The organism is Dactylosporangium sp. CA-139066 (assembly GCF_050936175.1).
GTDB lineage: Bacteria > Actinomycetota > Actinomycetes > Mycobacteriales > Micromonosporaceae > Dactylosporangium.
This window is the reverse complement of sequence record NZ_JBNJNH010000001.1, coordinates 8366268-8390132: the sequence shown is the minus strand read 5'-3', so window position 1 is coordinate 8390132 and position 23865 is coordinate 8366268. Positions and strand designations below refer to the sequence as shown.

General features: G+C 73.6%; 26 protein-coding genes. 9 read left to right on the top strand and 17 right to left on the bottom strand.

The features are described from left to right. Window position 1: 1 nt before the first annotated feature. Genes ACQEVU_RS38355 through ACQEVU_RS38315 form a run of 9 tightly spaced genes read right to left on the bottom strand, consistent with a single transcriptional unit; the run spans window position 2 to window position 9427 of the window. Complete coding sequence (locus ACQEVU_RS38355) at window positions 2-1177, bottom strand: MCE family protein (RefSeq protein WP_433332515.1); 1176 nt, start codon at window positions 1175-1177, stop codon at window positions 2-4. Next, window positions 1174-2529, bottom strand: coding sequence for an MCE family protein (locus ACQEVU_RS38350; protein WP_433332513.1), 1356 nt, complete (start codon window positions 2527-2529; stop codon window positions 1174-1176). The genes ACQEVU_RS38355 and ACQEVU_RS38350 overlap by 4 nt, the downstream gene beginning before the upstream one ends. Then, window positions 2526-3653 (bottom strand): MCE family protein, encoded by a 1128-nt coding sequence (locus ACQEVU_RS38345; RefSeq protein ID WP_433332511.1) that lies wholly within the window; start codon window positions 3651-3653, stop codon window positions 2526-2528. Before ACQEVU_RS38345 ends, ACQEVU_RS38350 begins: the two co-directional genes overlap by 4 nt. Next, complete coding sequence (locus tag ACQEVU_RS38340) at window positions 3653-4639, bottom strand: MCE family protein (protein WP_433332509.1); 987 nt, start codon at window positions 4637-4639, stop codon at window positions 3653-3655. The genes ACQEVU_RS38345 and ACQEVU_RS38340 overlap by 1 nt, the downstream gene beginning before the upstream one ends. After that, window positions 4636-5649 carry an MCE family protein gene (locus tag ACQEVU_RS38335; RefSeq protein ID WP_433332507.1) on the bottom strand — a complete coding sequence of 338 codons (1014 nt, stop codon included), beginning with the start codon at window positions 5647-5649 and terminating at the stop codon, window positions 4636-4638. Before ACQEVU_RS38335 ends, ACQEVU_RS38340 begins: the two co-directional genes overlap by 4 nt. Next, window positions 5646-6935 carry an MCE family protein gene (locus ACQEVU_RS38330; RefSeq protein ID WP_433332505.1) on the bottom strand — a complete coding sequence of 430 codons (1290 nt, stop codon included), beginning with the start codon at window positions 6933-6935 and terminating at the stop codon, window positions 5646-5648. The genes ACQEVU_RS38335 and ACQEVU_RS38330 overlap by 4 nt, the downstream gene beginning before the upstream one ends. After that, window positions 6932-7735, bottom strand: coding sequence for an MlaE family ABC transporter permease (locus ACQEVU_RS38325; RefSeq protein WP_433332503.1), 804 nt, complete (start codon window positions 7733-7735; stop codon window positions 6932-6934). Before ACQEVU_RS38325 ends, ACQEVU_RS38330 begins: the two co-directional genes overlap by 4 nt. Before the next feature lies 1 nt (window position 7736). Continuing rightward, window positions 7737-8486, bottom strand: a complete 750-nt coding sequence (locus ACQEVU_RS38320; RefSeq protein WP_433332500.1) for an MlaE family ABC transporter permease — start codon at window positions 8484-8486, stop codon at window positions 7737-7739. A 5-nt stretch (window positions 8487-8491) separates the two neighbouring features. Continuing rightward, the gene (locus tag ACQEVU_RS38315; protein ID WP_433332498.1) at window positions 8492-9427 is read right to left on the bottom strand and encodes an ABC transporter ATP-binding protein; all 936 of its coding nucleotides are present in this window, start codon (window positions 9425-9427) and stop codon (window positions 8492-8494) included. A gap of 145 nt (window positions 9428-9572) precedes the next feature. Here ACQEVU_RS38315 and shbA point away from each other — a divergent pair, with 145 nt between their 5' ends. The 4 genes from shbA (at window position 9573) to ACQEVU_RS38295 (ending at window position 13676) form a co-directional block, all read left to right on the top strand. Then, window positions 9573-10151 (top strand): RNA polymerase sigma factor ShbA, encoded by a 579-nt coding sequence (gene shbA / locus ACQEVU_RS38310; RefSeq protein WP_433332496.1) that lies wholly within the window; start codon window positions 9573-9575, stop codon window positions 10149-10151. After that, window positions 10148-11551, top strand: coding sequence for a hypothetical protein (locus tag ACQEVU_RS38305; RefSeq protein ID WP_433332494.1), 1404 nt, complete (start codon window positions 10148-10150; stop codon window positions 11549-11551). Before shbA ends, ACQEVU_RS38305 begins: the two co-directional genes overlap by 4 nt. Window positions 11552-12078: 527 nt before the next feature. Then, a complete protein-coding gene (locus tag ACQEVU_RS38300) occupies window positions 12079-12294 on the top strand; it encodes a hypothetical protein (RefSeq protein ID WP_433332492.1) in 216 nt (71 codons plus the stop codon). A gap of 128 nt (window positions 12295-12422) precedes the next feature. Then, complete coding sequence (locus ACQEVU_RS38295) at window positions 12423-13676, top strand: condensation domain-containing protein (RefSeq protein ID WP_433332490.1); 1254 nt, start codon at window positions 12423-12425, stop codon at window positions 13674-13676. A gap of 19 nt (window positions 13677-13695) precedes the next feature. Here ACQEVU_RS38295 and ACQEVU_RS38290 read toward each other — a convergent pair whose 3' ends face one another. Continuing rightward, window positions 13696-13989 (bottom strand): hypothetical protein, encoded by a 294-nt coding sequence (locus ACQEVU_RS38290; RefSeq protein ID WP_433332488.1) that lies wholly within the window; start codon window positions 13987-13989, stop codon window positions 13696-13698. A 215-nt stretch (window positions 13990-14204) separates the two neighbouring features. Between ACQEVU_RS38290 and ACQEVU_RS38285 the strand changes: the two genes are divergently transcribed. Beyond that, on the top strand, window positions 14205-14699 hold the full coding sequence (locus ACQEVU_RS38285; RefSeq protein WP_433332486.1) for a YcxB family protein: 495 nt from the start codon (window positions 14205-14207) through the stop codon (window positions 14697-14699). Here ACQEVU_RS38285 and ACQEVU_RS38280 read toward each other — a convergent pair. Together ACQEVU_RS38280 and ACQEVU_RS38275 are read right to left on the bottom strand one after the other, a co-directional pair. Continuing rightward, window positions 14694-15125, bottom strand: coding sequence for a sigma factor (locus tag ACQEVU_RS38280; RefSeq protein ID WP_433332484.1), 432 nt, complete (start codon window positions 15123-15125; stop codon window positions 14694-14696). The genes ACQEVU_RS38285 and ACQEVU_RS38280 overlap by 6 nt on opposite strands. Window positions 15126-15174: 49 nt before the next feature. After that, window positions 15175-15936, bottom strand: a complete 762-nt coding sequence (locus tag ACQEVU_RS38275) for an SDR family NAD(P)-dependent oxidoreductase (RefSeq protein ID WP_433332482.1) — start codon at window positions 15934-15936, stop codon at window positions 15175-15177. A gap of 596 nt (window positions 15937-16532) precedes the next feature. Here ACQEVU_RS38275 and ACQEVU_RS38270 point away from each other — a divergent pair. From ACQEVU_RS38270 to ACQEVU_RS38255, 4 genes are all read left to right on the top strand, one after another. After that, window positions 16533-19574: a glycosyl hydrolase family 95 catalytic domain-containing protein gene (locus ACQEVU_RS38270; RefSeq protein ID WP_433332480.1), complete on the top strand. Its 3042-nt coding sequence runs from the start codon at window positions 16533-16535 to the stop codon at window positions 19572-19574. A 105-nt stretch (window positions 19575-19679) separates the two neighbouring features. Continuing rightward, the gene (locus ACQEVU_RS38265; protein ID WP_433332478.1) at window positions 19680-20741 is read left to right on the top strand and encodes a glycoside hydrolase family 18 protein; all 1062 of its coding nucleotides are present in this window, start codon (window positions 19680-19682) and stop codon (window positions 20739-20741) included. Further along, a complete protein-coding gene (locus ACQEVU_RS38260) occupies window positions 20720-21343 on the top strand; it encodes a hypothetical protein (protein ID WP_433332476.1) in 624 nt (207 codons plus the stop codon). Before ACQEVU_RS38265 ends, ACQEVU_RS38260 begins: the two co-directional genes overlap by 22 nt. Before the next feature lie 5 nt (window positions 21344-21348). Then, window positions 21349-21513, top strand: a complete 165-nt coding sequence (locus tag ACQEVU_RS38255) for a hypothetical protein (protein ID WP_433332474.1) — start codon at window positions 21349-21351, stop codon at window positions 21511-21513. Between the two features lie 88 nt (window positions 21514-21601). On the opposite strand, the gene ACQEVU_RS38250 is transcribed toward ACQEVU_RS38255, so the two are convergent. From ACQEVU_RS38250 to ACQEVU_RS38230, 5 genes are all read right to left on the bottom strand, one after another. Continuing rightward, on the bottom strand, window positions 21602-21961 hold the full coding sequence (locus ACQEVU_RS38250) for a hypothetical protein (protein ID WP_433332472.1): 360 nt from the start codon (window positions 21959-21961) through the stop codon (window positions 21602-21604). A gap of 15 nt (window positions 21962-21976) precedes the next feature. Further along, the gene (locus ACQEVU_RS38245; RefSeq protein ID WP_433332470.1) at window positions 21977-22363 is read right to left on the bottom strand and encodes a hypothetical protein; all 387 of its coding nucleotides are present in this window, start codon (window positions 22361-22363) and stop codon (window positions 21977-21979) included. Between the two features lie 363 nt (window positions 22364-22726). Beyond that, window positions 22727-22999 carry a DUF4235 domain-containing protein gene (locus ACQEVU_RS38240; RefSeq protein WP_433332468.1) on the bottom strand — a complete coding sequence of 91 codons (273 nt, stop codon included), beginning with the start codon at window positions 22997-22999 and terminating at the stop codon, window positions 22727-22729. Next, the gene (locus ACQEVU_RS38235) at window positions 22996-23292 is read right to left on the bottom strand and encodes a DUF3618 domain-containing protein (protein WP_433332466.1); all 297 of its coding nucleotides are present in this window, start codon (window positions 23290-23292) and stop codon (window positions 22996-22998) included. Before ACQEVU_RS38235 ends, ACQEVU_RS38240 begins: the two co-directional genes overlap by 4 nt. Then, window positions 23289-23696: a phage holin family protein gene (locus ACQEVU_RS38230; RefSeq protein ID WP_433332464.1), complete on the bottom strand. Its 408-nt coding sequence runs from the start codon at window positions 23694-23696 to the stop codon at window positions 23289-23291. Before ACQEVU_RS38230 ends, ACQEVU_RS38235 begins: the two co-directional genes overlap by 4 nt. Between the last annotated feature and the right edge of the window lie 169 nt (window positions 23697-23865).

Genomic DNA, 23865 nt, shown 5'->3' with positions numbered 1-23865 from the left:
GTCAGGGGGTGAGGCCGGACAGCAGGAGCTGTTTCCAGGACTGGTCGCCGGCCAGCGCGTACTGGCCGCCGGTCGCGCCGAACAGCAGCGGGCTGCCGTCGGAGCCGTTCACCGTCGTCGCGGGCGGCGGCGGTGCCGGGTCGGTGCCGCCGGGCCGCGGTGCGTTGTTCGTGCCGCGGACGGCGGTGCAGCGCGCGCCCTGGCCGTACTGGCACGACGGCGGGTTGTCGACGTTGAGCACCAGGCCGAAGTGCGCGGTGCCGTCGCCGGGCGTGACGGTGAAGCCGCCGGCGACCGCGAGCGGGTACACCACCAGCAGCTGCTCGATGCCGGGCAGCCGGCGGGCGGCGACGCCGTCGACGGCGATGAGGTTGGCCAGCAGGGTGCCGATCTGCGGGTTGAGGTCGTCGAGCAGGCCGACGAGCTCGCGCGCGGCGGGCGGGGCGTCGGCGATGATGCGGCGCAGGTCCGGGTCGGCCGAGCGCAGCGTCGCGGCGATTTGGGCCAGGCCGGCGGCCCACTGCCGGATGGCGGCCGCGGACTGCTCCTGCGTGGCCAGCACCGTGCGGGCGTCGTCGATGAGGGTGCGGGTCTGCGGCAGCGTCGCCGAGGCCTCGCGCAGGATGAGGTCGCCGGCGTCGATGATGCGCCGCAGCGCCTGCTCGTTGCCCTCGAACGCGGTGCCGAGCTCGTCGATGACGGTCGACAGGGCGTCGGGGTCGACGGAACGTACCAGCGCGTCGAGGTTGGCCAGCAGCGTCTCCGGCGCCAGCGGCGTGCCGGTGCGCTCGCGCGGGATGACGGAGCCGTCGCGCAGGTACGGCGCCGCGTCGGCGTCGGGGCGCAGGTCCAGGAACTGCTCGCCGACCGCGGAGCGCTGGGCGACCACGGCGCGGGTGGCGGCCGGCACGCGGACGCCGTCGTCCAGGTGCAGCCGGGCGCGGGCGCCGCCGCGGTACAGCCCGACGTCCTCGACCCGCCCGACCGGCACGCCCCGGTAGGTGACGGGCGCGTTCGCGAACAGCCCGCCGGCCTCGGCCAGGTCGACGTAGACGGTGGTGCCGCGGCCGAGCAGGAGCTCGCCCAGGCCCACGTAGTTGAGCCCGACGTAGGCGATCCCGACGGCGCCGACGACGAGGAAGGCGAGGACCCGCAGCTTCGTGGAGAGCCGTATCACGGCAGCAGGCCTCCTCCGAGGACGTCGCTCACGCCGCCCTGGACCCCGTCGATCGCGCCGGTGACCGGCGGCAGCAGGCAGGCCGGGGACAGGGCGTAGCCGGGCGGCAGGACGGTGCCGGGCGGGAACACGGTCCCGGGCGGGACGATGCCGCCGGGCGGGCGCAGGCTGCCGGGCGGCGCGGCGGTGCCCGGCGGGATGAGCAGGCAGTCCTTCGGCAGGCCGCAGCCGTCCGGCGGCTTCCAGCCCGGCTTGAGGATGCCGTCGACCGGCAGGCACTGCAGCGGCAGGACCGGCGGCTTGGCCGCCCCGCCGCCCCCGGACGAGGAACCCGGGGACGACGACCCGCCGGAGGCCGACGCCGGCGGCTTGGCGGTGGCTGTGGCCGCGGTCGGCGGCGGGGCGATGAGGAGGTTCGACAGGATCGTCGCGGCGTCGAGGTCGGCGGTGGCGCCGAGGTTGACGTAGTCGCCGACGATCGCGCCGCTCACGTTGGGCGGGAACGGGAACGTGAGCATGAAGTCGAGGGACTTCGGCAGCGCGTCGCCGGCCTCCGCGAGCCGCTGCAGGATCGGCTGCAGCGCGCGCAGCGACGCGACGGTGTCGTCGCGGCTCTGCTCGACGACCCGCGTGCCGACCCGGCCGAGGTCGCCGAGCGCGGTCAGGGCGACCGTGAGCTGGCGGCGCTGCTCCTCCAGGACGGTCAGGCCGGGGGCGAGGGACTGCAGTGCGGTACCGATGACGTCGCGCTGCCTGGACAGAGAGGCGGTGAGGCGGTCGAGCGCGTCGAGGGCCCGGACGATGTCGGCCTTCTGCGCGTCGAGGCCGCCCACGAACGCGTCGAGCTGGACCAGGGCGTCGCGGGCCTCGGGCTCGCGGCCGTCGAGGGCCTTGGCGAGCTCCTCGTTGATGGTCTTGAGCTGGGCCAGGCCGCCGCCGTTGAGCAGCAGCCCGAGCGCGGCCAGGACCTCCTCGACCTCGGCGCCGCGCTTCGTACGGCTGAGCGGGACGACGGCACCGTCGGCGAGGCGGCCGCGGGGCGCCTCGGTGGCGGGGGCCTGCAGGGCGACGTACTTCTCGCCGAGCAGGCTGCTCTGGCGCACGGCGGCGGTCGCGTTCGCCGGCAGCTCGACGCCGCGGCCGATCCGCAGCCGCACGCGGGCGGTCCAGCCGGACAGGGAGATGTCCTCGACGCTGCCGACGGTCACGTCGTCGACCTTGACGGCGGCCCGCGGTACCAGATCCAGCACATCGGCGAACTCGGCGGTCACCTCGTAGCCGTCGCCGGCCGGCACCCGGCACCCGCCGGCGAGCAGGGCCGCGGCGATGACGATCGCAACCTTGGCTCTCATGGCAGGATCCCGCCCAGCGTGAGGTCGTGCGTGACCTCCGGAGCCCGGGCCACCTCGGTGGCCTTGGGGTCCGGCGCGGCGGGCGGCTTCTTGTTGCCCAACGCGAGGCACTCCTTCGGAAGCTGGGCGACCGGCAGGGCGTCGGCCAGCGCGGCGCAGACGTAGGTGGCCGCGTCGTAGGGGCCGAGCGCGTTGTCGCGGGTGTCGAGGGTGCCGGAGCGGGCGTTGTACGCCAGGTGGAGGTTCGACACCGCCAGCGGCGCGACGTCGAGGATCTCGATGATGGCCTTCTGCTGGCGCACCAGGATGCCGGTCACGTCGGCGAGCGCGTCCACATTGGACTTCAGGGCGTCGCGGTTGTCGCGGATGAACCCGGTCACCTGGGACAGGGCGGTGGCCAGGCCGTGCAGGGCGGCGGCGAGGTCGTCGCGCTCCCCGGCGAGTTGGCCGGCGACGTCGGCGAGGCGCTGGTTGAACAGGCGCACCTGCGCGTCGCTGCGGGCCAGGGCGGTGGTGAACGCCTGCAGGTTGACGAGCGTGCCGAAGAGGTCCTGGCGGCCGTCGGCGACGGTGGCGAAGGCGCGGTCGAGGCCGGCCAGGGCGGCGTGCAGGTCGTCGCCGTTGCCCTCCAGGTTCGCCTTGCCGGCGGCGACGAGGTCGGTGAGGGCGCCGTCCGCGTTGGCGCCGCCGGGGCCGAGGGCCCGGTTGAAGTCGTCGAGCGCCCGGTAGATGTCGTCGATCTCCAGGGGTACCGCGGTGCGCTCCACGGGCAGGTCGGCGCCGTCGGCGAGGGTGGGCCCGCCGGTGTACGCCGGGGTCAGCTGGACATAGCGGTCGCTGACCACGCTCGGCGGCACGATGAGGGCCTGCGCCCCGGCGGGCAGGGGCCAGCCGGCGTCGTAGCGCATGTCGACCCGCACGGTCGAGCCCTGCGGCGTGACGGCGACGACCTCCCCGACCCGCACCCCGAGGACGCGCACGGACGAGCCCGGGTGGATGCCGACGGTGCGGGTGAAGTGCGCGACGAGGCGCCGCGGCGGCGGCCCGCCGCTGCCGTGCAGCGCGAGGACGGCGGCGGCGACCACGAGGGCGGCGCCGACCGCGACGGCGCGACGTCTACGCATCAGCGGCCTCCGGTCGTTGGCGTGTAGGGCTGGAGCAGGCCCGCGACGTAGGAGTCGAACCAGCGCCCGGTGCCCACGACGTTGGCGAACGCGTCGACGAACGGGCCCATGCGCTGCAGGGTCTGCTCGAGGTTGTCGCGGTTGCGCTGCAGGATCGCGACCACGCCGCGCAGCTGCTCCAGCGCGGGCCTGAGCTTGTCGCGGTTGTCGGCCACGACGCCGGACAGCTGCGTGGCCAGGGCGTTGGTGCCGACGAGCAGGTCGTGCACGGCGTCGCGGCGGCGGCTCACCTCGTCCAGCAGCGCGGCGCCGTCGGCGACGAGCTTCTGGAACTCCTCGTCGCGGGCGGCCAGGACGCCGCTGACCTCGTGCGCGCGGGCCAGCAGGGCGCGCAGCTCGGCGTCGCGGTCGCTGACCGTCTTCGACAGCCGCGACAGCCCGTCCAGCGACGCCTGGACGCTCGCCGGGGTGTCGGCGAAGGTCCGGGCGATGGTGGTGAAGGCGTCGGCGAGCTGGACGGTGTCGATGTGGTCGAGGGTGTCGGCGAGCCCGCTGACCGCCTGGACGACGTCGAAGGGCGCCGCGGTGCGCTCGAGCGGGATCTCGGCGTCCTCGGCCAGGCGGCCGGGGCCGGCGGGGGACAGGGCGAGGTACTTCTGCCCGAGCACCGTCTTGATGCGGATCGTGGCGGCGGTGGCGGTGCCGAGGCGCACGCCGTCGTCGTCGACCCGGAACGTGACCCGCACGTACGCGCCCGAGCGGTTGCGGGCCAGCCCGACGCCGGTGACCTTGCCGACGCGCACGCCGGCGACCCGGACCTCGTTGCCGGGCGCGAGGCCGCTGGCGTCGCGGAACGCCGCCCGGTAGGTGGTGGCGGCGAGCCCCGCGATCGCGTCGATCTTGAAGGCGCCGAGGACGAGGGCGGCCAGCAGGGCGAGGCAGACGGCGCCGACGACGGCGGGGTTGCGCTCCCGGAACGGTTTCATGCCGCACCCGCGCAGCGGGCGGCCGGCGAGCTGAACGTCGCCGGGTTGAGCTTTGTGCCGTTGATCGTCACCGTGCCGTCAAAGTCGCAGAGGTAGAAGTTGAACCAGGAGCCGTAGGAGGCGACGCGGGTCAGGTCGGCGTAGCGCTGCGGCAGCCCGGCCAGCGTCCGGTCGATGACCGCGGCGTTGTCGTTGAGCGTGCCGGCGACGGTGCCGAGCGCGTCGAGGTCGGCGCTCAGCGGCGGCCGGGCGTCCTGCAGCAGCCCGGCCGTGTCGACGGTGAGCGTGCCGAGGTTGGCCAGCGCGTCGCCGATCGCCGCCCGGTCGCCGGCCAGGCCGGAGACGAACTGCTGCAGCCGCGCGATGACGGTGTCGAGGTCGTCGCGGTGGTCGTCCAGTGTGGACAGCACGGCGCTGAGGTTGCTCACGACGCGGCCGATGACCGCGTCGCGGTCGGCGAGCGTGCCGGTGAGCGACGCGGTGGAGCGCAGCAGGCTCGCCACCGTGCCGCCCTCGCCCTGCAGGACCTGGATGATCTCGTACGCCAGCTGGTTGACGGCCTGCGGCGTGAGCGCGGTGAACAGCGGCCGGAAGCCGTTGAACAGCACGGTGAGGTCCAGCGCCGGCGTGGTCTGCGACTGCGGGATGAGCCCGCCGGTGCGCAGCGGCGTGCCGTCGCCGGGGCCCTCGGTGAGGGCGACGTAGCGCTGGCCGACGAGGTTGCGGTACCGGATCTTGGCCCGGACGCTCGTGGTGAGCGAGATATCGCCGGAGACGGTGAACGCGACCTCGGCGGCCGAGTCGTCCACGACCTTGATGCCGACGACCTCGCCCACCCGGACGCCGGAGATGCGCACGTCGTCGCCCTCGAGCAGCCCGGTGACGTCGGCGAAGCGGGCCCGGTAGCGCGTGCCGCCGCCGCCGAACGCGCCGAGCGTCTGGGCGAGCAGCCCGGTCAGCGCGGCGGTGACGAGCGCGAACGCGACGAGCTTGAGCAGCGGGCGCATCATTTCGCGTTCACCACCGCTCCGCGCAGCAGCGGGCCCCACAGCAGCACGGCGATGTCGGGCACCTCGGCCGGCGGCACGCCCATCGCCGCGCCGAGCAGCGGCTGCAGCAGCCGCTTCTCCTCGGCGGTGCCGGCGTCGGCGGACGGCAGCGCGGCCGGTGCTCCGGGGACTGTGCCGGGGACCGTGCCGACCGGGAGCTTCGCGGCCGGCGGCCGGGCGGCGCCGTAGTCGTAGCCGTCGTTGATCGGGGTCTCGGGCGCCGGGACCGCCGGGTTGGGCAGGCCGCGGCAGTCGGGGCCGTTGCGGGCGCCGTAGACGGGTTCGTCGCCGTGGCGGTACGGGCCGTTGTCGCGGGTGATCTCCAGCGTGATGTGCATCCGCCCGCCGGCGAAGACCTGCTCGACGCGCGGCTGCAGCGCGACGAGGCCGCGCATCAGGCAGGGGTACTCCGGGGCGTACGCGGCCAGCAGCTCCAGCACCGGCCGGCCCACGTCGCCGACCTGGATGAGCTGGTCGCCGTGGCGCTCGAGGAAGAACCGGGTCACGTCGGCGGCCTCCGTCGCGTCGGTGTAGAAGGTGGCGAGCTGCGCGCGCTCGTCGGCCACGGTGGTCGCGGTGACCGACGCGTCGCGCAGGATCGAGAGCAGGTCCGGCAGCGCGCCGTCGTAGACGTCGAGCACGGCGGCGAGGCGGCGCACGTCCTCGGCGATGGCCGGCATGTCCTGGTTGAGCGCGGCGAGGTAGTCGTCGAGGGTCGCGATGTCGCCGCCGAGCTGCTCGCCCTTGCCCTCCAGGGCGGTGGCGAGGGCGCCGAGGGTGGCGGCGAGCCGGTCGGGGTGGATCGCCTGCAGCAGTGGCAGGGCGTCGTCGAGGACCCGCTCGAGCTCGACGCCGCTCGCGGTGCGGTCCTGGCCGATGACGTCGCCGTCCCGCATCGGCCGTCCACCCTGGACGGCGGGGGGCACCAGGGCGACGTACCGCTCGCCGAACAGGGTCTTCGGCAGCAGCCGGGCGCTCACGCCGGCCGGGATCTGGGGCAGCAGCGCCGGGTCGAGCGCCAGGCGCAGCGTGGCGCCGGAGCCGTCGGAGGAGACCGTGCGCACCTCGCCGACGACGACGCCGTGCAGCTTCACCTCGGCGCCCGGGTTGAGCTGCAGCCCGGTGCGCTCGGCGCGCAGGGTCACCCAGACGACGTCGTCGAAGGCCTTGCGGTACTGCAGCACGGCCAGCCCCAGCCCCGCCGCCAGCAGCAGCACGAACGCGATGCCGAGCAGCCGCCGCCTCATCCGGCGATCCGGACCGTCGTCGTCGCGCCCCAGATGGCCAGCGACAGGAAGAAGTCCACGACGTTCACCGACACGATCGCCAGCCGCACGGCCCGCCCGACGGCGACGCCGACCCCGGCCGGCCCGCCGGCGGCGGTGTAGCCGTAGAAGCAGTGCACGAGCACGACGATGACGCTGAACACCAGCACCTTGGCGAACGACCACAGCACGTCGCCGGGCGGCAGGAACAGGTGGAAGTAGTAGTCGTAGGTGCCCGACGACTGTCCGAAGTAGACGATGGCCATGGTGCGGGTGGCCAGGTAGCTCGACAGCAGGCCCACCACGTACAGCGGCACCACGGCGATCAGCCCGGCGATCATCCGCGTGGTGACGAGGAAGGGCAGCGACGGCACCGCCATCACCTCGAGCGCGTCGACCTCCTCGGAGATGCGCATCGCGCCCAGCTGGGCGGTGAAGCCGCAGCCGACGGTCGCCGACAGCGCGAGCGCGGCCACCAGCGGCGAGATCTCGCGCGTGTTGAAGTAGGCCGAGACGAACCCGGTGAACGCGCTGCTGCCGATCTGGTCGAGGGCCTGGTAGCCCTGCAGCCCCACCTCCGTACCGGTGAAGAACGTCATGAAGCAGATGACGCCCACGGTGCCGCCGGCCACGGCCAGCGCGCCGCCGCCGAAGCTGACCTCGGCGAGCAGGCGGACGATCTCGCGCTTGTACCGCGCCAGCGTCCGCGGCGTCCACGAGAACGCCCGCAGGTAGAACGCGAGCTGCCCGCCGAGGTCGTCGAGGGCACGCAGGATGGCCATGTCAGCTCCCCTTCTGCGGCACGATCTGGAAGTACACGGCCGTGATGACGAAGTTGAGCGCGAACAGCAGCATGAAGGTGATGACCACGCTCTGGTTCACCGCGTCCCCGACGCCCTTCGGCCCGCCCTTGGCCGTCATCCCCTTGTACGAGGCGACGAGCGCGGCCACCGCCCCGAACACGAGCGCCTTGATCTCGCCGACGACGAGGTCGGGCGGCTGCCCGAGGGCCTGGAAGCTGGCGAGGTACGCGCCCGGGGTGCCGCCCTGCAGCACGACGTTGAAGAAGTACCCGCCGCACACCCCGACGACGCTGACGAGCCCGTTGAGCAGCACCGCGACGAGCATCGTGGCCGCGATGCGGGGCGCCACCAGCCGGTGCAGCGGGTCGATGCCCAGCACCTGCATCGCGTCGAGCTCCTCGCGGATCTTCCGCGCCCCGAGGTCGGCGCAGATCGCCGACCCGCCAGCGCCGGCGATGATGAGCGCGGTCACGATCGGCCCGGCCTCGCGCACCACGGCGAGCACGGCGGCGGCCCCGGTGAACGACTGCGCGCCGAGCTGGCGCACCAGGGAGCCCAGCTGCAGCGCGATCACGGCGCCGAACGGCACCGACACCAGCGCCGCCGGCAGGATCGACACGGAGCTGACGAACCACGCCTGCTGCACGAACTCGCGGAACTGCCACGGCCGGCGGAACAGCCCGCGCAGCGCGTCGAGGGCGAAGGCGAAGAAGAGCCCGGCGGCGGCCATCGGCTTCATCGTTGGAACGACCCTTCCGGCGGGAGCACGGCGTTGGCCGCGCACCACATGCCCGGCCGGCGCTCGGCCCGCCGCGGCCCGCCGTCGCTCGGCCGCAGCTGCAGCGGGATCGGCGGCAGCGGCGGCGGCTCGGCGCCCGCGTCGGCCTCGGCCTGCAGCTCGTCGGCGTCCTTCTCCTCGGCCATGCCGATCGGCCCGATCCGCTGCGCGTTGAGGAACTGCCGGACCACCGGCTCGGTGCTGGACAGCAGCATCTCCCGCGGCCCGAACATCGCCAGGTGCCCGTGGTAGATCAGCCCGATGTTGTCCGGCACCGTGCGGGCGGTGTTGATGTCGTGGGTGACGATGAGGAACGTCGCCTCGATCTGCTGGTTGAGGTCGATGATGAGCTGGTTGAGGTAGGCCGTGCGGACCGGGTCCAGCCCGGAGTCCGGCTCGTCGAACAGCACGATCTCCGGGTCGAGCACCAGCGCCCGGGCCAGCCCCGCCCGCTTGCGCATCCCGCCGGAGATCTCGCCCGGCAGCTTCGCCTCGGCGCCGGCCAGCCCGACCATGTCGAGCTTCTCGGCGACGATCGCCCGGATCTCGCGCTCCGGCTTGCGGGTGTGCTCGCGCAGCGGGAACGCCACGTTGTCGTAGATGTTCATCGACCCGAACAGCGCGCCGTCCTGGAAGAGCACCCCGAAGAGCTTGCGCACCTCGTACAGCTCCCGCTCCCGCAGCCGGGTCAGCTCGTGCTCCCCGACCCAGATCGCGCCGCGGTCGGGCTTCAGCAGCCCGACGAGGGTCTTGAGGAACACCGACTTGCCCGTGCCCGACGGGCCGAGCAGCACCGAGATCTCCCCGGCCGGCAGGGTGAGGCTCACGTTCTCCCACACCGGCTGGGCCCCGAAGGACTTGGCCAGCCCCTCGACCCGGACCTCGACGCCCATCGACCCTCCCTCGTCCGCTCGCTTCGTGGGTTACATCGCGGCGGCCCGCCCGGGCGTAACAGGGCTGACGAAATTCTTTCGTCCGAGTGGTGGTTCAGCACCGCAGCGGTTAGCGTGCGAGCACCCCCTGCAAGCGAAGGCTCCCATGACGGCAGCGATCGACGAGGACCTTGTGCACCGCGCCGTGCACGGTGATCCGGAGGCCACGGCGGCGCTGCTGGCCGGCCTGCGCCCGGGCCTGGTCCGGTACTGCCGCGCGAAGCTGGGCCGCATCGGCGGCGCCTACACCACCGCCGACGACGTCTCCCAGGAGGTCTGCCTGGCGCTGCTGCGCGCCCTGCCCCGCTACCGTGACCAGGGCCGGCCGTTCAGCGCGTTCGTGTACGCCATCGCCGCCCACAAGGTCGCCGACGCCCAGCGGGCCGCGGGCCGCGTCCCTGGTCCCGCCCCGATCGAGCGCCTCGACGACCGCCCGGACGCCGCGCCCGGCCCCGAGCAGCAGGCGGTGAGCACGGACCTGGCCCGGCGCCTGTCGGGCCTGCTCGCGCGCCTGCCGGAGCAGCAGCGCGAGATCGTGGTGCTGCGCGTGGCGGCGGGCCTGCCGGCGGAGGAGGTCGGCGCGATCGTGGGGATGTCGGCGGCGGCGGTGCGGGTCGCGCAGTCCCGGGCGCTGGCCCGCCTGCGTACGCTGGCGGGCGACACGCTGGGCGAGGTGGCGGCATGACGGATCGCAACGACGGTTCCCCGGACCGCGCCGTCGACCTGTCCACCCTCCAGGCCGACGACGCGTTGCTGTCCGCCCTGGCCGCCGGCACCGACCCGGGCCCCGACCCCCTGGCCGACCTGCTGGCCGACTGGCACGACGACCTGTCCGCGGACCTCCCCGCCCTGCGCCCGGACGTGATCGCGGCGCTGTCCTCTGCCGCCTCTTCCTCCACGGCCGCGCCCACGTCGCCCGTGGACATGCCCGCTTTGCGCGCAGACGTGCCCACTCCGCCCGGGGACGTGGCCTCTTCCTCCGCGGCCGCGCCCACTTCCTCCGCGGCCGCGCCCACTCCGCCCGTGGGCATGCCCGCTTTGCGCGCAGACGTGCCCACTCCGCCCGGGGACGTGGCCTCTTCCTCCGCGGCCGCGCCCACTTCCTCCGCGGCCGCGCCCACTCCGCCCGTGGGCATGCCCGCTTTGCGCGCAGACGTGCCCACTCCGCCCGGGGACGTGGCCACTTCCCCCGCGGACGCTGTTCCCTCGCCTTTGGATGTTGCCTCTTCGCCGTTGCGCCTCGTCGAGGGTGCCGATCCGCCGGTGTTGCGCGATGACGTGCCGTTAGAGCCGAGCGTTCCGGACATTTCCGAAATGTCGGATCACCGCGAGCGTCAGGGCCAACGGCGGGCCGCGCGGGCGGCGGGGCCGGGGTCGACGGCGCGGCCGGAGCGGGCGGCGCGGCCGGGGTCGACGGGGCGGCCGGAGCGGGCGGCGCCGACGGGGCGGCCGGAGCGGGCGGCGCCGACGGGGCGGCCGGAGCGGGCGGCGCCGACGGGGCGTGGGCTGCGGCGAGCGTTCGCCGGGACGATCGCCGCGGCCGTGCTGCTGACCGGCGCCGCGCTCGGCGCCCGCCAGTCCGGCCCGGACGGCCCGCTGTGGCCGCTGACCCAGGTGCTGTACCCGGAGCAGGCCCACGAACGCGCCGCCCAGCAGGCCATCGACGACGCCGCCGCGGCGATCGCCAACCGCGACCCCGAGACCGCCCGCCGCCTCCTCGACACCGCCGCCCGCGAGGCCGCGCAGGTCGACGACCCGGCCGCCCGCCAGCGCCTGCTCGACCGCATCGACGCGCTGCGCCGCTCGCTGCCGGCGGCCGCAACCCCGGCCCCCACCGCCACGGCCGGCGCGCCGGGCGCGACCGCCGCGCCGACGACCGCGCCCGGCGCGCCCGGGCCCGCACCGACGGCGACCCCGGCGCCGGGCGGCACGACGCCGGGCACCCAGGGCGGCACCGGCAACCCGACCGGCGGGACCGGCCCGCTGCTCCCCGGCCTGCCGACCCAGATCCTGCCCACCCCGGGCCTGCCGCTGCCCACCCCGAACCTGACCTCGCTGCTCCCGATCCCCAAGCTCGGCGGCTGACCCCTCACGGAGCCGCGCGAGCGGGCCGGCACCCTATCCCCGACCCGCGCAACGCGAATCCGGCAGGCGTATCCCTCGGCGTGCCCCGACGGGCACCTGCGCGGCCGCCGCCGGCGCCGGCTCGGCGGCCCGCCCCGGCATTGCGGAAGCCCGCTTCGCCGCCCGGCGGTGGCCGCATTTCTCGTCGTCATCGGCCTGACTCACGCTCGCGGCAATCTGCGGCCCGCCCCTGAGGCGGGCCGCCGACCGGCCGCCGTTTGCGGCGAGGCGACGACGACAATGGCCGGAACACCCGGTCCGGAAAGACCAATATCATCGATATCGGTCGTTCAGTAGAACTTGCCCGGAAGCCCGGTTCGGTAGTGGTTTGCGATATGTCGGATGCCGTGCAGACGTCGGCGGCCGGATCAGGTCGAACCACCTCAAGCCAGAACAAGCCGGGGTCCAGCCCCGGCATTACATCGGTTGACACGGATCAAACGCGGGGTAATGCTTCTTTCGGCCATCGACGGTTGACGTTTCCGCGAATGGCCGCCTTTCCTGGCTCGCCGCGATTTTCGGACTGGCCAGCGGAAATCGTCGCTGCCTTCCGCGTGCATTCGCTCGATCAGCGTGCACGCCCGTCCAAGGAGGTCAACATGTCGGACACGAAGCAGAGGGTCGTCTCGGGGCGCGTCGTCTCGGGCCGCAGGGTGGTCTCGGGCCGCAAGGTCGTGTCGGGTCGCAAGGTCGTCTCGGGCTGACCCCACCGGGGCCGGGCCGCCGCGCCCTCGGTTGCGGCGGCCCCGCCCCACCTGCACGTCGCGGGCGGACCGGGAACATCCGGCCGCGGGCCGCCCGCCCCGGTCCCGGCGTCCACTGTGGAGGCAGCGTGAAGACGTACCCGGCCACCGTCGGCCAGTTGTCGGTCTGGCGCGACATCGAGAAGATGCCGCCCGGCCGGTCCTGGGAGGCCAACCTGACCTTCGTCTGGGACCTGCCCCCGGACGCGCCGGCGCAGGAGGCGGACGTCTGGCGCGCGCTGGCCCGGCTCGCGCTGCGCCACGGCTCGCTGCGCACCCGCTACGTCGTGGACGACGCCGGGATGCCGCGCCAGTGGCTGTGCGAGGACGGCGAGGCCGGGATCCTCGAGCAGATCCGGCAGGGTACCGCCGACGTCGCCGAGCGGGCCGGCCTTGAGGAGCGGGAGCTGCAGCGGGCCATCGACGTCACCCGCGAGCTGCCCTGGCGGGCCTGGCTGCTGCTCGACGGCCCGCGCCCGGCGCAGGTGCTGGTCATCGTCAACCACATGGCCGCCGACGGCGCCGCGGCGCTCGTGATGCGCGACGACTTCCTGCGGCTGCTCGGCGGCGAGGAGCTGCCCGCGGCCCCCGGGCCGCTGGAGATGGCGCTGGAGCAGCAGGAGGACGGCGGCGGGCGGCTGCGCACCGCCGAGCGGTACTGGCGGCGCACCCTCGCGGCGGCGCCCCGGCTCGCCGACGGCGCCGGCGAGCCCGAGCGGGTCGGCGCCACGCTGCACACCGGCGTGCCCATGCCGGACGCGCACGAGGCCGCCGCGAAGCTGGGCGTGAGCCTGGCCAGCGTGCTGCTCACGGCGTATCACCGGGCGCTGCGCGCGGCGACGGGCGAGGGCACGCACCTGCTGTTCCCGATGTCGTCCAACCGCTACGACGAGCGCAACGCGAGCCTCGTGACGAGCCTGAACCAGTGGGTGCCGCTGCTGGTCGACCTCGACCCCGCCGAGCCCTTCGACGCCGCGGCGGGCAGGACGCACTGGAAGTCGTTCAACGCGCTGAAGAACGGCGTCTGCTCCCCGGACGCGATCGTGGCGATCCGCGCCGAGCACGCGGACGCCGACCCCGGGTACTACTACAACCCGATCCTGGCCCCGCCCGGCTTCCCCTCGCAGGACGCCCCGGCGCCGGCCACCGTGGAGTGGTACGAGCCGGCGCGCACGACCGGTCCCGGCTTCTACCTCATCGCCCGGGGCCTCACCTCCCTGGACCTGATCCTGCGCGTGAACCGCCCCGGCTGGGACCGCCCCCGCGTCGAGTCGTTCCTGCACGCGATCGCCGGCGAACTGTCGCCCATCGGCGTCGCTCAGCCCGCCGCGATGCTCACCTGAACCGGGCCGGTCGCGGCGATCAGCTGACGCCGGAGACTTCCCAGTGGTCGTCCAGCGGCTCGCGGACCACGCGGCAGGTGTACGGGCTCCGGCCGGCCGAGCCGCGGACCAGGAACGTGTCGTCGTCGACCCGGTCGACCGAGGCGACGCCGGCCGGGGCCGCGAACCGCGCGGTGGCCGCGGCCGTGCACAGGTCGCGGGCCGTGCGCGAGTCACCGCGAGACGTCAGCACGACGGACAGCCCGGCCAGCGCGAGCAGCCCGCCCGCGACCAGGGCGGCGCGGCGCAGGAAGCGCGGCTCGGGCGGCAGCACGCCCACGAGCGTACGCGACGCGCAATCGCCGCGTGACCCCGCGATGCTCGACGCCGGCCGCGGATGAGTCCGCCGACGTCCGGGCCGGCCTGGCCCGGGCGCTCGGCCGGAGCTGCCGGTCCGGCGCCCGCCCGCTCCGCGCGGATCCGGACCGGCGCGTGCGGACCCACGCCGGCGCCGCCCTGAACCGTCGGTGACGCACTATCGTCTTCGACGTGCACATCAGATTCGACGTGCCGGCCGACCCGGCCTATCCGGGCCGCGTGGCCGCGGTGCTCGCCGGCGTCCGGCTGCGGCGGTACACCACCATCGGCGCCTTCCTGGCCGGGCTCGGCGTGGTCGGGCTGGCCGTGTCGCGGTTCGTCTCGTGGGGTGACAAGATCTCGTCGCTGTGCTGGGCGCTGCTCGTCGGCGGGGTGCTGTCGATGCTGTACGCGCCCTGGGTGCGGGCCAAGGCGCGGCGCCGGTCCGGCGACTACGCCGTCGAGGGCGACTACGACATCACCGACGACAACATCATGATGCGCAGCGGCTCGGAGTCCGGCGGGATCGCCTGGGACGGGGTGACCCGGGTGGTGGAGACGCCCGACTTCTGGGTCGTGTACGTCGGGCGGATGCCCGCCACCGTCATCCCGCGCTGGCTGATGTCCGATGCGGACGCCGAGACGCTGCGCGCGTTCATGGCCGAACAGGAGCTGCTGCCGTCATAGGTCGCGGCGGGCGAGCAGGGCCAGGCCGCTCACCGGCCGCAGGCGGCCTTCTCGGTGATGCACCGGCGCGATCGCCTGCCGGCGGGGGAGCCGGGCGAGCGCCGCGCGCACGCGGCGGCGCTCGTCGCGGGCCACGACCGCGTCGGCGACGTCCGGGGCGACGCCGTCGCCGGCGTGGGCCCGCTCGCGGGAGGCGCGCCGCCGCCCGGCGCGCAGATGGTTCAGCGCGGTGTGCGCCGCGGCGACGCTGAGCCACCCCAGCGCCTCACCCGCCGGCACCGAGGACCGGCTGAACCCCAGGAACACCTCCTGGGCCACGTCCGCGGCGTGGTCGCGCGCGCCGAGGACGCGGGCGGCGACGGCCACCACCTGCGGGTACGCGGCGCGGAAGCCCTGCTCGAGGTCCGGCCGCACTTCCTTCTGCACACCCACTCAGCACCGCCGCCGCCTCGCATGTGACAGCGTTCTTTGTCGTTCAGGCCTGCTGCTGCGTCGGCCGGATCAGCATCTCGTTGACGGCCACGTAGCGGGGCCGGGTGACGATGTACGCGATGGTGTCGGCGATATCCTCGGCCTGCAGCCGTTCGACCCCTTCGAAGCGCGCCTGGATCGTCTCGCGCACCTCGGGCCGGTTGTGCCCGGCCAGCTCGGTCTCGGTCGCGCCCGGCTCGACGAGCGACACCCGGACGAACCGCCCGGTGACCTCCTGGCGCAACCCCTCGCTGAACGCCCCGACGGCGTGCTTCGTGGCGTTGTACACCGCGCTGCCGTTGCGCGCGACCCGCCCGGCCACCGAGCTGATGTTCACCATGTCGGCCACGTTGCGCGGCCCCTGCTCGGCGGCCTCCAGCAGGTGGGGGAGGGCGGCGCGGGCGCAGTACAGCAACCCCATGACGTTGATCGAGACCATCCGCTCCCACTCGTCGACGGGCGCCCCGACGACGGGCCCGAGCAGCATGACCCCGGCATTGTTGACGAGCGTGTCGAGCCGCCCGAGCCACTCCACGCTCCGCGCGACGGCGTTGTCGGCCTGCTCCCGGTCGGTGACGTCGGCGACGATGACGAGCGCCCGCCCCCCGCGGTCCTCGATCCGCTTGGCGAGCCCTTCGAGCCGGTCACCCCGCCGCGCCGCGATGGCGACCGCGGCCCCACGCTCCGCCAGCGCGAGCGCGGCCGCCTCCCCGATGCCGCTGGACGCCCCGGTGACGAGCGCGACTGTTCCATCCAGAGTTCCCATACCCCGAACGTACGTTACGGCCAGGACCCCGTCTGATCGATCGCCGCCGCCCACCCGACCTCCTCCGTGGGTCCCGTCGGCCGCGCAAACCATCGCCTCGCAACTCCCACGTCGCCGGAGGTTCTCATCGGTCAAGGCGCCGTGCCGCTCCGTCGCCGCCCCAGAGCCGGCGCGACAGCGTTCACCGAGCGGGTGTCGGGCGCTGTGTCCGGCCTGTGTGCGCAGAGGTCGAGCGCGTCCCGGGCGGCGAGGCGGCGAACGGTGGTCCGGCGGCTGTCGGCGGCCGGGTACCAGAGCGACCGTGACTACGCGCGGGCCTGGCTTGGCCCGGGAGTCACGGGCCCGGACCACGGCGGGCGTCGCGGTAGCGCAATGCTTCGAATCGCTGTTATTGACATCACACCGAAATCATCCTATGTTTCGCTTCTGTGTAAACCGCATCTGCCGCCCAGGACCGCCACCGTGGGGCCGCCTACCTCACGGTCATCCAATGAATGTCGGTTCCGGGCGGTGCAGGGATGCGTGGCACACGGGTCGTCGGCGAGGCCCGCACGTTGCCAGCGCGATCGGTCAGCCCCGTCCGACAAGGAGAACCGATGTCTCCCATCCGCTGGCGGCGGGTCTTTGCGCCCGCCGCCGTCGCCGCCACGCTCGCCGGCTTGTTGTTGTATTCGGTCGTGCAGTCCGGGCCCGCCAGCGCCTCGACGACCGACGCGGCCTTCAACTCCAGCACCGGCACGCTCAACGTGGACTACGGCTCGTACCTCGCCAAGCACGATGTCGTGTACAACTCGCCGCAAACCAACCCGCTGTACGGGCTCACCGTCGGCAACGGGAAGACCGGCGCGATGGTGTGGAACGCCAACCAGCTCAACATGCAGGTGTCCGGCGTCGACCTCTCCGAACAGTCGGCCTACGCGGCCGGCAACGTCAACCTCTCCACGACGCCGTCGATCAGCTCCGGGTACTCGACGTTCCAGCAGCGGCTGTCGCTGTACGACGGCACGCTCACGACGAAGTACGACTCGAACCGGACCGTCACGATCATGGGGTCGCCCAACTCCGAGGTCATGGGCATCCACGTCGACGATACCCGCACCGGCGTGTCCAACATCAGCCTCGACCTCGGGCTGTGGGACCTCAACGCGGTCACCAACTCCGCCGACGTGCCCAACCTGACGACCTGGAAGACCGCGTCGACGTTCGCCGACTCGACCGGCGTCGGGCTGTCGCGCGGGCAGGCCGACCCCAACGGGTTCGGGTACACGCTCGCCGCGACCGTCGAGGGCGCGTCCTACACGTCGTCCACCGTGGACGGCACGCACGTGCGGCTGACGATCACGCCGACGTCGAGCTACACGATCTGGTTCACGGCCGCGTCGCGGATCAACGCGGCGAACCGGGACTCGGTCGCCGCGGCCAAGAGCCAGCTCGCGTCGGTGAAGTCGACCGGGTACGCCACCACGTTCACCAACTACAAGAACTGGTGGCACGGGTTCTGGGGCAGGTCGTTCGTGCAGTACTCCAACGGCGGCGGCGACGCCGACTACATGGAGAACGTGTACTACCTGGCGACGTACATGATCGCCGCCGGCGGGTTCGGCAACTACCCGTACCACTTCATCAACGGCGTCTTCCGCGCCACGCAGGACAACACGAAGTGGTCCAACGGCTACTGGTACTGGAACCAGCGCGACGTCTACAACTCGTTCCTGTCTTCCAACCACACCGACATGATGGCGACGTTCAACAAGCTCTACAGCCGCAACCAGGCGGCCATGACGTCGTACACGCAGACCCGCTACGGCGTCGCCAACGCGCTGTGGGTGCCCGAGACGATGGGCTGGGACGGCAACGCCCGCGGCACCATCAACTCCGACTACGTCAACGACATCTACTCCACCGGCACCGAGGCCGCGTACAACATGTACCTGCAGTACCGGTACACCAACGACACCGCGTACCTGCAGAACACCGTGTACCCGTTCATGCGTGACGTGCTGCGCTTCTACCAGAACCGGTTCCAGCTGCAGAACAACGAGTGGGTGATGCCGAGCTCCAACGCCCACGAGACGTACTGGGACGTGCGCAACGCGATCACCGACCTCGCCGCGGTCCGGCTGCTCGCCCCGATCGCGATCCAGGTCTCGACCGACCTCAACGTCGACGCCACGCTGCGCTCGCAGTGGCAGGACCTGGTGAACCGGCTGCACCCGTACCAGGTGTCGGGCGGTGCCTGGCTGCCGCACGACCCGCCGGCCCCGGCCCAGCAGCGCAACGGCGAGAACGTGTCGTCGGAGCTGATCTGGCCGTACGACCGCACCGGCATCGGCGCGAGCGACTACCAGACCGCGCTCAACACGTGGAACACCCGCCCGAACCCGTACTCCAACGTGTGGGCGAACGACGCCGCGCAGGCGGCCCGGCTGGGCCTGGGCGACCAGGCGTACAACGGCATGAAGCTCATGCTGCAGCGGTACCAGAACTACCCCAACGGCATGACGAACAACACCAACGGCGTGTTCGAGTACCTCGGCATCCACCTCGTCGCGATGAACGAGTCGCTGATGCAGAGCTACAACGACAAGATCCGCGTCTTCCCGGCGGCCCCGTCGGTCGGCGGCTTCGTCGGCAAGTTCACGCTCCTGGCCAAGGACGGCTTCCTCGTCTCCTCCGAGCGTGAGGCGGGCGACATCAAGTACGTCGGCCTGCGCAGCCTCTACGGCAAGCAGGCCCGCGTGGTCAACCCGTGGGGCACCCAGCAGGTCCAGGTGCGCCGCACCTCGGACAACGCGATCCTGCAGACCACGACGGCGTCCGAGATCTCCTTCGCCACGGCCGCGAACACCAACTACGTCGTGGAGCGCACCGCGAAGCTGCTGTCGTCGTACAGCGCGACCACCCTGACCGGCTCGCCGAACAACGGCGTCAAGTCCCTGTCCGGCACCGCGTCCACGCTCGGCACCGGCGGCGGCGCGCCCGGCACCGGCCCGACGTTCTACCCGGACATCAACTACGGCGGCACCGGCGTCCAGCTGGCCGCCGGCGACTACGACCTGTCGACGCTGCAGGCGCTCGGCATCGCCAACGACAGCGTCTCGTCGATCCGCGTCCCGTCCGGCTACTCCGTGACCGCGTACGGCGACAGCGGCTTCGCCGGCCCGTCGTGGACCTTCAACGCCGACACCCCGAACCTCGCCACCACGGGCGGCAACGACGCCATCTCGTCGGTGCGGGTGACGACCACGGGCGGGGGCGGCGGCGTCGCGCTGCGCTCGCGGGCCAACAACCTGTACGTCACGGCCGGCACCAACCCGCTCATCGCCAACTCCAGCACGGTCGGCACGGCCCAGCGCTTCACCATCGTCGACCTCGGCGGCGGCAACGTGGCGCTGAAGGCCGCGGTCAACAACCAGTACGTGTGCGCCGAGAACGCGGGCGCGGCGAGCCTCATCGCCAACCGCGCGTCCGCCGGCAGCTGGGAGACGTTCCGCCGGGTCAACAACGCCGACGGCACCGTCTCCTTCCAGGCCACGGTCAACAGCAAGTACGTCACGGCCGAGAACGGCGGCGCCGCCGCCCTCATCGCCAACCGCGACGCGATCGGCCCGTGGGAGGAGTTCGACCTGGTCGCTTAGGATTTTTCCCCAGAGCTCCGCGATGTCCGCCGTGGGCCCGGTCCGTGACTCCCGGGCCCGCGGCGTCCGCCGCCGGTCACCCACCCGTGGTGCTACGGTGCGATGATGATCACGGTCCTCGGCGGGTACCTTCCCGCGACGGCGATCGAATCGTCCGCGATTCCACCCGGCCGGCTGACGCACGTCTTCTACGCGTTCGCCACCATCGAGGACGGCCGCCTGCGCCTCCCACCCGACGCCCCGTCCCACCTGGAGACCCTGCGCCGCCTGGCCCCGAACACGGTCCTGTCCATCGGCGGCTGGGGCGCCGGCGGCTTCTCCGACGCCGCCCTCACCGACCGTTCCCGGGCCGCGTTCATCGAGCAGACCCTGGCCCTGGCGAGCGGGTTCGACGGCGTGGACCTCGACTGGGAGTTCCCGGTCGCGGGCGGCCCGCCGGAGCTGACCCACCGCCCGGACGACCGCCACAACGCCACCCTGCTGGCGCGGGAGCTGCGCGCCGCCCTGGGCCCGGCGCGCCTGCTGACGGCGGCCCTGCCGGCCGGCCGCCTGCAGTCCGCGGGCCCGTACGACCCGGCGGCCAGCTACGGCCTCGAGGCCCTCGCCGAGGTGCTGGACTTCGTGAACCTCATGACGTACGACTTCGGCACCGGCTTCTCCCCGATCGCCACCTTCAACGCCCCCTTCGCCGAGGTCCCCGACGAGCCCATGCCCCCGGCCCTGCGCCGCTGGAACAACGTCACCGCCGCCGTCGACTGCTACACCGCACACGGCGTCCCGCGCGACAAGCTGGTGCTGGGCGTCCCCTTCTACGGCCGCGCCTTCCGCGCCGCGCCGCCCGGCCTGTTCCAGCCCCAGACCGGCACCCTGGAGCCCCCGGACTGGCGCGACATCAAACGCGACTACCTGTCCGACCCGTCCTGGCAGCAGCACCGCCACCCGATCGCCCGCTCCCCGTGGCTCTACCACCCGCAGTCGCAGACGTTCGTGAGCTACGAGGACCCGCAGTCCATCGAGGAGCGCGCGAGGTTCGCCGCCACCAACGGCCTGCGCGGCGCCTTCACGTGGCAGCTCGCGGCCGACGACGACGAGCACACGCTCCTGTCCGCCATGACCCGCCCGTTCGGCCGGGACCATGGAACGGGATGGAACGCCCCACCGGTGTGAGCGAGTTGCTGCTTGAGCTGGAGGCGAAGCCCGGCAAGGCGCGCACCGCGCGCCTGCGGATCACCGGCGACGGTGTCGAGGTCAACGGTGCGGCCTTCGCCTGGCCGGAGATCAGCCGGCTGCTGTACCGCGCCGTCGACCAGCACGTGAACGGCGCCTACCTGCACACGAGCTTCACGATCGGGGTCGGCGACGCCCGGCGTACCGCCACGTTCATGATGTTCTCGGGCACCACCGGCCCCCTGAAGACCCGGGTCGACCACGCCACACGCACCGCGTTCCACGAGCGGTGGGCCCACGCCGTCGACCTCATCGAGCAGCACGCCGGCCTGCGCCTGGTCGCCGACGCCGTCACCACCGTGCACCGCGGCGGCACGACCGAGATGGCCGGCCTGCGCCTCGACCCCGCCGGCGTGCACAAGGGCGGCCTGTTCCGCCGGTCGATCGCCTGGCCGGCGTACGCGGGCGTGCGCCGCGAGAACGCCTACCTGCACCTGCTGGCCCTCCGCGACGGCAGGGCGAGGTCCCGCATCCAGGTCCCCAACGGCACCTGGAACGCGCCACTGCTGCCCCGCGTACTGCAGGCGCTGCACAACACCTGACCCCCGTGGCACGGGTGCTGGTGACGGGCATGTCGGGCGCGGGCAAGTCGACGCTGATCGCCGAGCTGACCCGCCGCGGCGCCACGATCGAGCTGGACGGCCGGCACCCCGTGCCGGCCCGCGCCGACGCCGTCGAGCGGCGGACTTGCCGACGCCGGCGTCGCCGATGACCATGAGCGCTCCGCCGTCCGTGGCGGGCCGGTCGAGGAACGCGCGGACCGCGGCGACGTCGTCGTCCCGCCCGACGAGGGCGGCGGTTTACCGCAGGTGGCGCAGCGCGGCCTCGGCGGTGTCGTCGGGGGTGCTGTTGAAGGCGATGGCGGCGCCCGGCGCGTGGCGGTGGACCAGGTTGACGACGCTCTCGAAGAGGTCCAGGAGCGGCTCGTGCTTGCGGATGCCGCCGCCGATGACGACGCAGGCGTACTCGCGGGCCGTGAGCGCGGCGGTGATCGCGGCCTCCGGGTTGTCGTCGGGGGCGACCAGGCACTGGTCGGCCTCGATGCCGTGCTCGGCGAAGCGGGCGTGGCCGCGGGCGATGGCCGCGATCACCGGGGCCGGGTCCCAGCCGTCGATGCGGGCGGGGTCCAGGCCGATCACGAGTACGGGTCCGCGGGCCATGCGCGCAGCGTACGCCTACGACGGGCGGGGGGCGGCGGACGTGGCGGCGAGGTCGAACTCGGCCTGGCAGGCGCTCTCGTGGTCCACGCGGGCCACCTCGGCGTGGTCGACCTCGATCGCGCAGGTCAGCCGGGGGCGGCCGGGGGCCTTCGCGGTGACGTGCAGGTCGGGGTTGGCGGTGCTGACCGTGGTGCTCCAGGTCTTGCGGGCCGGCTCGAAGCTGGTCTTCGCGGTGCCGCCGTCCTCGCCGGCGTAGGCGACCTCGACCTCGTCGCCGGCGGTCCCGGCGATGGCGATCGAGTAGGTGACGGTGTGCACCTGGTCGATCTCGTCGCGCCGGTCACCGCCGCTCCGGCAGGCGCCGAGCAGCACGACCGCGGCGACGAAGGGCATCAATCGCACGAATGCCACCCTATCGAGGGTCGGGCGGTCGCGCAGGGTGAGCCGCCCCGGGTGACTGCGCGCGGACGCCGCAGGCCCGGGAGTCACGGGCCGCGCCCACGGCGGACGTCGCGGTAGCGCGGCCTATGAACGGGACTGTGCGCGGACGCCGCAGGCCCGGGAGTCACGGGCCGCGCCCACGGCGGACGTCGCGGTAGCCCGGGCCGAGCTCGGCTGGCGGCCCCGGCACGACGCCCGGCTGGCGGTGGTGGCCCTGCGACGGGCGGCGGCCGCCGGCACGGGGACGGGCAGTGCGATCCTGCGTCCCCGGCCCGGCGGCCGCTCCTCGCCCGCGTAGCGCTCGGCGGGCTGCTCCCGCTCCGGTCAGCCCGGCCAGGTGCCGGTCGTGCGCCGCACCGCCGTCGCGCCGGCCCGGTCGACCGCCGCCTTGACCGCCGCGAAGATGGCGCCCTGCAGGGCCGCCGCGACGAGGATCTCGCCCCAGCCGCGCGCCTCGTCGGTGGCGTTGGGCGCGTCGTCGTCGTGCCCGGCCAGGCGCCACACCTGCTTGAACAGCAGCCCCGAGATCAGCCCGGCGCCGGCGCCCAGCAGCAGGCCGACCGGCTTGTACGCCAGCTTCGCCGCCGTGCCGCTCATGACCGCCGCCGCCGTACCGCGATGATCGCCAGCGCGACCAGCCCGATCCCGGCCGCCAGCGCGACGGCCGGCACGGGACGGCGCACCTGCTCGGCCGCCACGACGGCGGCGTCCTTGACGTCGGCGGCGGCGTCCTTGGCGCGCTCCTTGACGTCGGCGGCGGCGTCCTTGGCGCGTGCCTTCACGTCCGTCTTGGCCGCGAGGGCCTCCACCGTGCCGGCCAGCTCGTCGCGGGTCTCCGCGATCTCCTCCTTGAGCCGGCCGGGGTCGGCGCTCGTCTTTTTCCCGCTCATGATGCCCGTCCCTCCCGCACCGCGGTCCTCACCGCGGCGACGTCCGCGTCCACGCTGCGCACCGCCGCCTCCGGCTTCAGCGGCGTCGCCCGCTGCAGCTCCCGCCGCCCGAGCAGCGCCGCCACGCCGGCCGCGGCGAGCACGACCAGGAGCACCACCAGGACGGCCAGCCACAGCGGCCAGGCCAGGTCCAGCAGCACCACCGCGAGCGCCAGCGCCAGCGCGACGGCGAACCAGGCCAGCACCGCCGCGGCGCCGAACAGCCCGCCGCCGACACCGGCGCGCCGGCCCTTCTCGACCAGCTCCGCCTTCGCCAGGGCCAGTTCGTCGCGCACCAGCGTGGATATCTGCTCGGCGGCCCGGCGGACAAGATCGCCGGTCGACTCCTCCACCACGTCCACCACCTCCGATCGTTCGACGTGATTCCCGCGCGGTGGGCACGCAAACACCGGTGGACCATCCCCGGCGCCGCCGACCCGCAGGTCGGCACTTTCAAGGTGCACGCCGGTCAGGCCGGGCGTTTGACCTAGGCTTCGGTGGGTACGGCAACGCGGCCGTATGACGCCCGCGAGC

Coding starts and splice junctions, on each gene's coding strand:
- ACQEVU_RS38350 (WP_433332513.1), bottom strand. CDS start 2,529: ATGAGAGCCAAGGTTGCGATCGTCATCGCCGCGGCCCTGCTCGCCGGC.
- ACQEVU_RS38345 (WP_433332511.1), bottom strand. CDS start 3,653: ATGCGTAGACGTCGCGCCGTCGCGGTCGGCGCCGCCCTCGTGGTCGCC.
- ACQEVU_RS38340 (WP_433332509.1), bottom strand. CDS start 4,639: ATGAAACCGTTCCGGGAGCGCAACCCCGCCGTCGTCGGCGCCGTCTGC.
- ACQEVU_RS38335 (WP_433332507.1), bottom strand. CDS start 5,649: ATGATGCGCCCGCTGCTCAAGCTCGTCGCGTTCGCGCTCGTCACCGCC.
- ACQEVU_RS38330 (WP_433332505.1), bottom strand. CDS start 6,935: ATGAGGCGGCGGCTGCTCGGCATCGCGTTCGTGCTGCTGCTGGCGGCG.
- ACQEVU_RS38325 (WP_433332503.1), bottom strand. CDS start 7,735: ATGGCCATCCTGCGTGCCCTCGACGACCTCGGCGGGCAGCTCGCGTTC.
- ACQEVU_RS38320 (WP_433332500.1), bottom strand. CDS start 8,486: ATGGCCGCCGCCGGGCTCTTCTTCGCCTTCGCCCTCGACGCGCTGCGC.
- ACQEVU_RS38315 (WP_433332498.1), bottom strand. CDS start 9,427: ATGGGCGTCGAGGTCCGGGTCGAGGGGCTGGCCAAGTCCTTCGGGGCC.
- shbA (WP_433332496.1), top strand. CDS start 9,573: ATGACGGCAGCGATCGACGAGGACCTTGTGCACCGCGCCGTGCACGGT.
- ACQEVU_RS38305 (WP_433332494.1), top strand. CDS start 10,148: ATGACGGATCGCAACGACGGTTCCCCGGACCGCGCCGTCGACCTGTCC.
- ACQEVU_RS38300 (WP_433332492.1), top strand. CDS start 12,079: ATGGCCGCCTTTCCTGGCTCGCCGCGATTTTCGGACTGGCCAGCGGAA.
- ACQEVU_RS38275 (WP_433332482.1), bottom strand. CDS start 15,936: ATGGGAACTCTGGATGGAACAGTCGCGCTCGTCACCGGGGCGTCCAGC.
- ACQEVU_RS38270 (WP_433332480.1), top strand. CDS start 16,533: ATGTCTCCCATCCGCTGGCGGCGGGTCTTTGCGCCCGCCGCCGTCGCC.
- ACQEVU_RS38265 (WP_433332478.1), top strand. CDS start 19,680: ATGATCACGGTCCTCGGCGGGTACCTTCCCGCGACGGCGATCGAATCG.
- ACQEVU_RS38260 (WP_433332476.1), top strand. CDS start 20,720: ATGGAACGCCCCACCGGTGTGAGCGAGTTGCTGCTTGAGCTGGAGGCG.
- ACQEVU_RS38250 (WP_433332472.1), bottom strand. CDS start 21,961: ATGGCCCGCGGACCCGTACTCGTGATCGGCCTGGACCCCGCCCGCATC.
- ACQEVU_RS38240 (WP_433332468.1), bottom strand. CDS start 22,999: ATGAGCGGCACGGCGGCGAAGCTGGCGTACAAGCCGGTCGGCCTGCTG.
- ACQEVU_RS38235 (WP_433332466.1), bottom strand. CDS start 23,292: ATGAGCGGGAAAAAGACGAGCGCCGACCCCGGCCGGCTCAAGGAGGAG.